This window comes from Paenibacillus cisolokensis (genome assembly GCF_050481165.1).
In the GTDB taxonomy this organism is placed as follows: Bacteria; Bacillota; Bacilli; order Paenibacillales; family Paenibacillaceae; genus Paenibacillus_AH; species Paenibacillus_AH cisolokensis.
Genome location: NZ_JBCNFP010000023.1, coordinates 73,014 through 82,970 on the forward strand (window position 1 = coordinate 73,014; position 9,957 = coordinate 82,970).

At 55.3% G+C, this 9,957-nt stretch carries 7 protein-coding genes and 4 pseudogenes; 1 reads left to right on the plus strand and 10 read right to left on the minus strand.

Going from position 1 to position 9,957, the window contains the following annotated elements:
• Nucleotides 1-123 precede the first annotated feature (123 nt).
• The 4 genes from ABEV74_RS04595 to ABEV74_RS04610 form a co-directional block, all read right to left on the minus strand.
• Nucleotides 124-1,203 carry a Gfo/Idh/MocA family protein gene (locus ABEV74_RS04595; RefSeq protein WP_430143738.1) on the minus strand — a complete coding sequence of 360 codons (1,080 nt, stop codon included), beginning with the start codon at nt 1,201-1,203 and terminating at the stop codon, nt 124-126.
• Nucleotides 1,200-2,120, minus strand: coding sequence for an AraC family transcriptional regulator (locus tag ABEV74_RS04600; RefSeq protein WP_062493666.1), 921 nt, complete (start codon nt 2,118-2,120; stop codon nt 1,200-1,202). Before ABEV74_RS04600 ends, ABEV74_RS04595 begins: the two co-directional genes overlap by 4 nt.
• A 111-nt stretch (nt 2,121-2,231) precedes the next feature.
• A complete protein-coding gene (locus tag ABEV74_RS04605; RefSeq protein ID WP_062493668.1) occupies nt 2,232-3,083 on the minus strand; it encodes a sugar phosphate isomerase/epimerase family protein in 852 nt (283 codons plus the stop codon).
• 53 nt (nt 3,084-3,136) lie between these two features.
• Entirely contained in the window at nt 3,137-4,189 is a 1,053-nt protein-coding gene (locus ABEV74_RS04610) for a Gfo/Idh/MocA family protein (protein WP_430143740.1), read from the minus strand.
• A gap of 225 nt (nt 4,190-4,414) precedes the next feature.
• Between ABEV74_RS04610 and ABEV74_RS04615 the strand changes: the two genes are divergently transcribed.
• The gene (locus tag ABEV74_RS04615) at nt 4,415-4,828 is read left to right on the plus strand and encodes a DUF6157 family protein (RefSeq protein WP_430143742.1); all 414 of its coding nucleotides are present in this window, start codon (nt 4,415-4,417) and stop codon (nt 4,826-4,828) included.
• A 20-nt stretch (nt 4,829-4,848) separates the two neighbouring features.
• Here ABEV74_RS04615 and ABEV74_RS04620 read toward each other — a convergent pair.
• The 6 genes and pseudogenes from ABEV74_RS04620 to ABEV74_RS04645 all read right to left on the minus strand — a co-directional run.
• Nucleotides 4,849-5,079: pseudogene (locus ABEV74_RS04620) on the minus strand (glycosyltransferase); the annotation flags it as partial.
• Between the two features lie 3 nt (nt 5,080-5,082).
• Nucleotides 5,083-6,360: pseudogene (locus ABEV74_RS04625) on the minus strand (sulfatase family protein).
• 73 nt (nt 6,361-6,433) lie between these two features.
• Nucleotides 6,434-6,760: an AzlD domain-containing protein gene (locus ABEV74_RS04630; RefSeq protein WP_062493672.1), complete on the minus strand. Its 327-nt coding sequence runs from the start codon at nt 6,758-6,760 to the stop codon at nt 6,434-6,436.
• Entirely contained in the window at nt 6,751-7,479 is a 729-nt protein-coding gene (locus ABEV74_RS04635) for an AzlC family ABC transporter permease (RefSeq protein ID WP_062493674.1), read from the minus strand. Before ABEV74_RS04635 ends, ABEV74_RS04630 begins: the two co-directional genes overlap by 10 nt.
• Before the next feature lie 13 nt (nt 7,480-7,492).
• Nucleotides 7,493-7,789, minus strand: a pseudogene (locus ABEV74_RS04640) (phospholipase D-like domain-containing protein); the annotation flags it as partial.
• Between the two features lie 21 nt (nt 7,790-7,810).
• A pseudogene (locus ABEV74_RS04645) lies at nt 7,811-9,115 on the minus strand (cache domain-containing sensor histidine kinase); the annotation flags it as partial.
• Between the last annotated feature and the right edge of the window lie 842 nt (nt 9,116-9,957).

Below are 9,957 nucleotides of genomic sequence, written 5' to 3' on the forward strand. Positions count from 1 at the left end.
GACGATTATATCGCATCGCGCTTTCGGATGGGAGAAAAAAGAGGACGCCGGCTCTTTTCAGTGCCGCGTCCCCCGATGCAACCGATCGAATTCCGAACCGATCCTTTCCTTCCTGCAAAAATCTTACGGCTTGTAAATATGCGGATTTTGACGCCGGCACTCCTCCATGACGAGCATCTGCTGCCGCACCTGCTGCGGCGTAATTTCCAGCTCTGCCCCTTCGGTCATATGGCGGTGCAGCATCAGGTAAAGCGTCTTTGTCATCTCGTCAAACGGCGACAGGCCGTCCGGCGTGGACAGCTTCCAGCTGCCGGTATGCCAGATCAGCGTTTCGCTGCAGTAAGCCGGCATGCCGTTGCTGTCAAAGAGCGGCTCGCGAATCAGCTTCTGCTCGGGCGCTTCCTCCGGCTTGAAATATTTCCATTCCAGCTCCGTGACCGATCCGCGCAAGCCGCCGTTCGTGCCCTGAATGTTGAATTGCTCGCGGCTGTACGCGCAGCACGAAGAAATTTCCAAATCGATCGTCGGCCGGCCTTCTCCTCTCATAATCAGCTTCACGTAATCTTCCGCATCGCCGAACGTATTGGCCCGATCCATGATGCACATAATTTGCGGCATCACATCGGTGCCGAACAGCTGCAGCGCCTGGTCGAGCGGATGGGGACCGGTGTTCATCAGATTGCCGCCGTTGTTGCTCTGCAGCGTCTGCCAGTCCCAACGGCGCGCGAAGTTGTTCAACGTAAAATTGACTTGCACGATTCTTCCCAGCACGCCGGAATCGATCACTTCCCGGATTTTCAAAAACGCCTGCTGATAGCGGGACTGCTGGAATACGGCCAGCACTTTGCCGGACCGCTCGGAAGCTTCGATCAATTGATCGACTTCCTCCGCCGTCTTTGCAAGCGGCTTCTCGCACAGCACGTTAAAGCCCCGGTTCAGCAGCTCCAGCGAAATCGGAAAATGCAGATGGCTGGGGGAGGCGTTGACGACCAGATCGAGATCCTCGTGCCGCACCATCTCCTCCCAGCTTTCATAGGCCCGGCAGCCGTATTCCTTAACGGCCAGCTCGCGCCGTTCCGGAAGCGAATCGGATACGGCTGCAATCGTGTAATATTCCGGGATGGTGGCCAGCAGATTGCCGTGAATATTCCGTCCGCTTCGTCCTTGCCCGATAATTCCAACCTTCAGCGCTTGTCGGTTCATTCCTCATGCCCTCTTTCCGTCTCTGGTTTAGATGCGGGGTGTCCGAATGTTTTCTTGTATTCGGTCGGCGTAATGCCGGTTCGCTTTTTGAACGTCCGAATGAAATGGCTCAAATGGTGAAACCCCACCTGGTAGCCGATATGCGTAATCGTATGCGTCCCTTGCCGGATCAGCTCCATCGCCCGTTCGATCCGAACTTCGTTCATAAAATCGACGAACGATTGGCCCGTCTCTTTTTTGAACATATGGCTGAAATAGGCGGGAGCCATATTCGCGATCATGGCGCCGTGCTCGAGCGGAATGTCCTGGCTGTAATTATCGTAGATATACCGCTTCACCGCATCGATCGGATGCTGGTCCGCGAGCGCCGGCTGTCTGGCCGGATTCCGCCTTGATTTGCGGAATTCGCGGTCGATCAGAATGAGCAGCTTGACGAGACTGATGCGAACCGAAAACTCGAATCCGGCTTCGCGGTGCTCGAATTCATCCTGTATATCCTGAAGCAGCTGTTCGACAAGCAACTGCTTGCCTTTGGCGATATGCAGCCAGGGCTGCTGCCGGGAATCGCTGCGCCCTTCGGACGGCTGCAGCAGCGCAAGCAGCGTCGAAGAGAACGGCTTTACGTAATCGCGCACGAGAAACGGCATGAAATCGAGCAGTACGACTTCGTACGGCTTATCGTCAATCGCGCTCAGGCTGTGTACCACGCCGGGTGAAATGATGAAAATATCCCCTCTGCTTACTTTGAGCGATTTGCCGCGCAGTTGATGATTGCACATCCCTCTGAGCACATACGCGATCTGAATATATTCGTGCGTATGCAGCGGCTGTTTCAGCGATGTGCTCGTATAGCGCAATATTTTGAAAGGAAATTCTTCGTTCAGCAAATCTTTGCTTTGGAAATAAGCGATCTCCACCGCCACTTCACCGCCCGGGAGCTTGTCTTGCCTCTAGCATATTGCAATCTGAAAGCGCGGACAACCCTAGGTTTCCGGCTGGCCGCCCGCCTTGCTCATAATGGCTGCAGCCTATGAACGGCCTAGCAGCCGCTTTACCGCTTGAAAATCATGCTCCAGCCGTTCGTAAGGCGGAAACGGCGCATGGCATTCCAGCGTGATCCAGTTCCGATAGCCCGTCTCGACGAGCGCGTCGAACAAGGGGCGATGATCCGCTTCGCCTTCGCCAAGCCGGCATTGCAGGAAGCTTTCCTCCCCGCGGTGCGTCAAATTGACAAATGTGCCCGGCGCGCCGGCCTTCTCGATCCGCAGCTCGTCTTTCACATGCACATGGAACAGACGGTCGCCGAGCTTCAGCACGGAATCGCGCCCGTAATCCGTATCCGTAATATACATATTGCCGGCGTCATGAATCATGCCGACGTTGTCGTGCTCCAGCATGCCGAGCAGCCGGAGGCTGCTTTCCACCGTTTCCACAAGCGATCCGTTGTGAATTTCGAGAACGATCTCCGCCTGCTGCGCTTTCGCCTCCGCCGCACAGCGATCCAGCCAGTACGCCGCTTTGACATAATGATAATCCTGCGCCAGGAAAGCGTTCGGACCGCCCGGGGAAACCCGGATTCGGGTCGCTCCGAGCTCGCCCGCGTGATGCAGCATGCGCTGAAATTCGGCGAATGTCTTCTCCGCTTCCCGATCGCTCATGACGGAAAATCCGCCGGCATACGAAGCGATGACCGGGATTTCCAAGCCGAGACCGTCCGCCAGCGCTTTCATTTCTTTCACCCGCGGCAGACTCGTTTCGGCCGACAGATGAGGCTCGCGGCCGGCAATTTCGATTCCGTCCATCCCCAGTCTTTTCGTCAGCCGCATCGCTTCCTGAATGCTGTAATCGATAAATACGCCGCTGAATGCAGCAAATTTCATCTTCGACCCTCCTAGCTTAACGCCTGTCGCATGACCCGTCGGCCGTTCCGGCATTAACGGGGGTCCGGCTGACCGCTGCCGCCGACGGTTAACCGAACGCCTTGCGCCGCGCTCGCATAAATCATTTCCACCAGCTGCACGGCGCGCAAACCGTCTTCGCCTGTAACGAGCGGCTCGACGCCTGTCTCGATCGCCGTCAACACATCGATGAGCTGGCTCTGATGAAGATCGGCCGCAATGCTGCGGGGATCGGACACGCCGCCGTAGGCTCCGGAATGAATCCATTTCGGCTCGTCCCGGCCCGGCACCGTCCAATGCACGATCGACGTGCCTTCCAGCTTGATCGTTCCTTTCTCCCCGTATAGATGAAGGGAAGCGGGAAAACCGGGCTGGATGCTTGTGGATGCCATAATGGTGCCGAAGGCGCCGCTCTTGAACTGGATGATAGCCAAGCCCAGATCTTCCGCTTCCATGACATGCGTCTGCGTGGCGACTTGACCGAATACGGTGCGCGCTTCGCCGGCGAACCAGAGCAGCAGGTCGATGCTGTGGATGCCCTGATTCATGAGCGCGCCCCCGTCTTCCGCGAGCGTCCCGCGCCAATCCGCGCTGTCATAGTAAGCCTGCGAGCGGTAGAAAGGTAGCGATACCTCGGCCAACAAAAGCTTGCCGAGCGCTCCTTCCTCCAGCACCCGCTTCACCGCCTGATGCTGGGCTTCGAAGCGCCGCTGGGAGATGACCGACAGCTTGACCCCTCGTTCCTTGGCCGTACGGACGAGCAAAGCCGCGTCGGCGGAATTCATCGCGATCGGTTTTTCCACAATGAGATGCTTGCCGGCATTCAGCACGTCAAGCCCGATCCGCGCGTGGCTGCCGCTCGATGTCGTCAGACAGACGATATCGATATCCGACCGGCCGATCAGCGTCTTATAATCGCTCGTCCAGTCGCACTGTTCCCGCTCGGCTATCGCCCGGGCCTTGTCCGCGTTGCGGCTGGATACGGCCGCAAGGCGCGCTCCCTCGATCTGGTTGATCGCCGCGATATGGAAGTCGGCGACAGTGCCGCAGCCGATAATGCCGAAATTCCACGTCTTTATCGCTGACACCTCCGTCGGATTATTCCAAGGCCAGCCTTACCGTCCGCATTCAAGCTGGTTGAATATCCATCTTTAACTATACCAACTCCCCGTCCGCCGGTGTTGACGTTTCTTTCGAAAGAGATTTACATTTTTTTCGATTCCAATATGAATGGAAGAAAATGGTGTTCCGGTATGATAGAATGGAATAATGAAAGGAATATGATAATGAAAGGAAACATGGAGGCTGCTTCTATGGATTATAACTATTATCGAACGCTAATCGCGGTCGCCGACGATTGTCCCCTGCGCGCGAGCAAGGTGCCGGAAGGGCGGGGAGGGAAGAAAAGTATTGCACAAATTCAATACGAAATGCTTGCCGGCCATCCGTACGAGTATACGCAGGAAGACGTGCTGTTTCATACATGGCTCGAGCGCCAGGACATTCCGAAGTCCGAGTCCGACATCGCCGGGCTGCGGGCAGCGTTTTTCTCCAAGCCCCAGGCATGTCTGCGCACCTCTCCGCTGGCGAAAAAGTACGGTTGGGGACTCGTCTTCGATGAGCAGGGCCGCATAGCGCTCTGTCCGATGGAGTCCGCACAGTACCGCGACCTGCTGGATGGCGGCAAAGTCAAGGTGGTCAAGGCGATGCGCTCGAAACGCGCCTGATCGCCGCCGAGCCGGTCCGTTCATGGCTCGCCATGCCGCCGCTTCGCCATCCGCTCGATGAGCGCCATCACCTGATTCGCCGCATCCCTGCTGTCGCTCGCGTTCATTATTCCGATAATCGCCTCCCGGTTTCCGTACACGGTATGGACCGCCTGCAGCAGACGATTGCCGCTCATCTCTTCTTCCGGCAGCACTTCGGCGTAACCGGCCGCCTTGAACGATCGGGCATTCAAAATCTGATCGCCCCGGCTGTCTTACGTTACTTCCGGAGTTCTACGCAAAGGAACGTTGCCGCTCAGCAGCGGATCGTTCGTGCTGTCCATCCACTGATCCAATTCCGCCGCCATTTTGCTTTTCACTTCCCGGTAACGCTCGTCATCCGCCAGATTTACCCGTTCGACCGGGTCCGTATATAAATCGAACAGCATCTCGCGCGGCTTCTCCGTGTCAAGAAAACCGTGCGCCAACAGGAACGATTTCGATTCGCTCGTGTCCAGGTTCGGGGCCAAATACGCCGTCTCGCCGTAATTGCGGATATACTTGTATCGCTCGCTGCGCACGCAGCGCATCGGTTCATACTCCACATGATAATTGATTTCCGCGAAAACGGACTGACGGACAGACTCCGTTTCGTTTTCCAGAATCGGCAGCAAGGAGCGGCCCTGCAGCCAGTCCGGTTTGGACAAGCCTGCCAACTCGCAAATGGTCGGGAACAGATCGATATGCGATACCAAAGCGTCCACCGCTTCGCCTTTCCGGTGGCCTTGAGGCGTCCGAATGATCAGCGACACGCCGATGCCGGCATCGAACAAACTGCACTTCATTCGCGGGAAGGGCAAACCGTGATCCGTCGTATAGATGACCAGCGTTTCGTTGTCGAGTCCGGCATCCCGCAACGCTTCCAGCACGATGCCGGCACATCTGTCGGCGGTTTTCGCCGAGGTCAGATACCCGGCCCATTGCTTGCGGTTGATTTCGTTGTCATACAGAGGATATGGCGGCGCAAGATAAGCGGGCTCAAACTCCGGATCGGCCTGCGGAAAATTCAAATGGGTGCTGAACATGCCGAAGGACAAAAAGAACGGCTTCGTTCTCTTCTCCTTGATGTATTCCGCTGCCGCTCTCGCATTTTGAAGATCCCAGCCGACAGCGTCGAAGTCGAACACGCTCATATCAAAGTCCGGATTACCCAAAATGCGATCGTACCCGATCATTTCCGCCTCGGGCGCTTCGTGCTGAATGCCGCACAAAGCCGTTTCGTATCCGTTTGTACTCAAAAACTGAACCAAATGTTTGCCGTAGTCGTCCAATTGCGCGCCAAGATGGGCCAGCCCGAACATGCCCGCCGAGTGGGGAACCATGCCGGTAAGCAAGGCCGCTCAGCTCGGGGAGCAGGTCGGACCCGCGCAATAAGCCTGCCTGAACAGCGCCCCTTCCCTGGCCAATTGCATCAGGTTCGGCGTCGGTACCGCATATCCGTACGGTTGAATATACCGGCCCGTATCATGCGTATGCATATATACAATATTCATGCCAAGATCCCTTCCATTCGTAAAGTATTGTCCTTTCAAAAATAAACGATTTCATTTTGCGTTACCGTCGCATTTACAACGCAAATGCATATCGCAGCAGCATCATGGCCGCGACCCCCGTCATGACTGTGGCGAGCAGGCTTTTCGTCAAATATGCGACCGCAAACGCAAAAAAAGCGGCAACGAGCTTGTCAGGCGACATCGAGAACGCCCCGTCGGAAACGAGCAGCTCCTGAGCCAGCAAAGCCGACATAACGGCTATCGGAATATGCTGCAGCCAGCGCATCCCCCATTCCGGCAATCGAATCCGGCTCAATACGACGAGCGGCAAAACTCTCGGGATAAAGGTGACCAGCGATGCCCCCAGAATCATCCAAAGAAAGCTCCCATTCACTTCCATTTTTCCACCCACACTCCCACGCTTGCAGCGATGATGATGGCGATCAGCACTCCCGCGCTCCCGGATATGAATACCGTCCCGGCGACCGCCACGACGACCGCGCTGAGCGCAACGATAAGATCAACGCGAAACTTGGCACGTTCCTTCCATTGCAGCATGAACAGACCGATGAACATGGCAGGCAGCGCGAAATCCAAACCGAATTTCTCCGGTGAGGCGATCCATTGTCCGAAATAGCCTCCAGCCAAATTCGCGGCCAGCCAGTTCAAATAAGCGGTAAGATTCAAACCGATCATCCATCGGAAGCTTCCCCTTGACTTTCCGGACAACGCCGTAGTTGCGACGCCGAACGTTTCGTCTGTCAATTGGGAGCCGATCAGGACGTTTTTCCATATCGGAAGATGCCGGAAGAAAGGGGCAATCGCCGCGCTCATCAGAAGATGGCGCAAATTGACAAAAAATACGGTAGCGATAATGGCTGTAGCCGGATTGCCCGCCGCCAGCATCCCCGCCGTAATGAACTGCGCGGAGCCGGCATAGAGCAGCACAGACATCAAAGCTATTTCGGCCATAGATAAACCGGCCGTTTTCTCCACCACGCCGGCGGCGAATCCGATGCTTAAATACCCGAGCACGGTGGGCAAACAATCCTTCACACCTTGCATGAAGCTGTCGTTCCCGCCGGCCGGACGTTCCAGGTCAACTTCCTTACTGTTCATGTTTCCTCCGTTTTCAGACTTCGTTCTGTCCGTCGTTTCGTTTTCCCGTCATAACATGGACGAGATCGGGGTTGTTCCGCCACAGCGCATCCAACTTCTCCGGGCCGAGCCGGGCCGTAATCGCTTCGATCATGATGTCGTGCCGGATATACTCCGTCGCCACCAATACGAGAACCGGATCGCAAGTCTTGACCGCCCACGTGGCCGATTCGTCCGAAAAGTTGGCGATCAACACCTCTTCCCCGTCGCGGGCCACAATCGTCAAACGGCCGCCCGTCCGTTCCGTAACAACCTCCGGCGTCATGTAATGGATCAGATCGTCGCTTATTTTCAGCGAAAAACGCATCATCCTGCCGAGCGATTCGACGACCCGAAGCGTATCCTCCGTCCGCTTCTGCACCGTCAGGCTGCTGATCAGCTCCAACGTGTTGAACAGGAAATGCGGATTAATCTGCATCAGCAGCGCTTTGTACTCGGCTTGCTGCCTGAGCAGCTTCAGCTCGAACTCGTTCTTGATATGGTTCCGCAGCTGAATGACCGTCGTGCGGAACGTTGAAGTCGCAAAGCCGACCTCATTGCGTATCCGGTTGTCCGGAGGCAGGCGGCTTAAAGCATGCTCGAAATCGCCCCGTTGAACGTGCCGCATCGACTGAACGAGCCGCGACAGCGGCTTGGTGATGCCGTGCGACAGCCATGTCGCAAGCAGCAGAGACAACACGAGCAGCAGGGAAGCGAGCAGCAGTATCGTTTTTCGCAGTTTGAACAATTGGGCGTACAAATCCTGTTCGGAGACGAACCCGACGAGCATCCAGCCTGTTTGCGGCAGCTTCTTGTACACGAGAATATCCGTTTTGCGGTTGTCGTTTTCGAGATAGACGACGCCCTGCTTTTTGCCGCCGACGCGAATGGCCTCCACCTGTTTCAACATGCTGTCATGCGGGTGGTACTCCTCCTGCGACAGCATCGGCCGGCCATGCTGATCCAGCAAATAGATGGTGCCGCTCTCGCCCAGATGAATCCGGTTAAGCGGTTCCAAAAAATCGTCCGCGCTCACGTTCACCTTCATGATGCTCCTCGTCTGCGCGGGATGAAACGAACCGATCGGCATCAGCATGCTGACGACCGGGTGCGAATTGTGATTGCGCATTTCCGCCGCATCCTGATGGGACGGTACCCAATATTCCTCGTTATGGATAAAGCGTTCGTACCAGTCGTCTTCCAGAAAGGATTGATCGGACACGATCTGATTGCCGCTGCTGACCCACATGCCTTCCCGCCGGTAGACGGTAACGGAAGTTACGCTCGAATAGCTGTTGGTCGTTTGGGTCAAAAACTGGCTTAACCGATAGTGGGCAACATATTTTTCAGCGGATGTGGCGTTCGGATCGGAGACGATGGTATCCCAGTCGTGCGTAATATCGCTGTTGAAAACGATGGACGCGAGGTCGTAGATTTGCGTCCGCAGCATATCGATGTACGACCCGTATTCATCCATCTTCTCCAGCGCCGACGATTCGATATAGGAGCGGACAATCGAACGGGACTGGTTAAAAAGCAGAATGGACAGCGTTCCGAAGGACAAAACGAAGAGCAGTACGAAGATCGCGATCAGCCGGTTTCGAAACGAGTATAACATGGCTTGTCCCCTCTCTGCCCGGTCTTCGTCCGGACAAAAGCAAACATGTTGTGCCCCCTATTATATCCGCATCGGCCGGGTCAAACCAAGTCCCTCAAAATGCCTGAAAGTTTTTTTGGCAATAGGCGTACCGTTTTTAACGGGTTCATCCGGTTTTAACAGCACAACATCACCTTCTTCCGGAACACCTCCAATTACCAACACTTCAGATTCAAAACCGGCGATCTGTCTTGCCTCGCCGAAATCTATTTTCGAAGTTAAATGGCAGCCTTTCGCGCTTCCGAGAAAGGTACCGCTTGGAAAATCCTTTATTGCGCAAAACCCGTACCGTCATCCGACCGAATATGGACGGCCAGGACTCTATTCCCTCGCACACCCAACCGCTGTACGCCTGATTGCGAAGCTCCAGGGTCTTATTCGTTCGCTCCAGCCCCGCTGTGAATTGGCACCAGTCCCGAAATCGCTTGCTTTACTCCGGCTCCGCGGCGGCCGGCAACCTGAAGATGAGACAATAAAAGGACAAAGTTGCAAAAGTGCAGCTTTTTCTGGCGTAAAATAACCAAAACGCGAAAATTCCTGCGATTATACAGTTTTTTTGATCCGTTCAAGCCCAACAAGCGGATTTTACCAAAAAATACTGTATTTTTGCAGGATTTTACTCCATAGTCATCTATTAGGGCCAAAGTTCCTGTATTTTTGCAGCTTTTTCGCCAAAGCAATCGAGAAAGGGGGCTGAAGGCGGGGCACCGACGGACGGGCGACGATTTGACGGAAGGCGCGGACAGTTAAACAAAGGCAAATAGGAAGTGAGTTTTAAACTTTAACCTAAATTTCGAAAGCCC